1 tRNA gene is annotated in these 213 nt (G+C 43.7%); it reads left to right on the top strand.

The annotated features are described in order from the left end of the window. The first annotated feature begins 2 nt into the window (after positions 1 to 2). A tRNA-Asp gene (locus tag HXZ69_RS04165) sits at positions 3 to 79 on the top strand. The last annotated feature ends 134 nt before the right edge of the window (positions 80 to 213 follow it).

Genomic DNA, 213 nt, shown 5'->3' with positions numbered 1-213 from the left:
CTGATCCGGTAGTTCAGTTGGTTAGAATACTTGCCTGTCACGCAAGTGGTCGCGGGTTCGAGTCCCGTCCGGATCGCCAACTTTTATAAGCTTCACTTATTGTGAGGCTTTTTTTTGCTCCAAACTTTTTATTTTTGCATAACGCATAACGCATAACGCATAACGCATAACGCATAACGCATAACGCATAACGCATAACGCATAACGCATAAC

The organism is Empedobacter sp. R132-2, assembly GCF_030324375.1.
GTDB classification, from domain to species: Bacteria; Bacteroidota; Bacteroidia; order Flavobacteriales; family Weeksellaceae; genus Empedobacter; species Empedobacter falsenii_B.
This window is presented reverse-complemented; position numbering and strand designations above follow the sequence as displayed.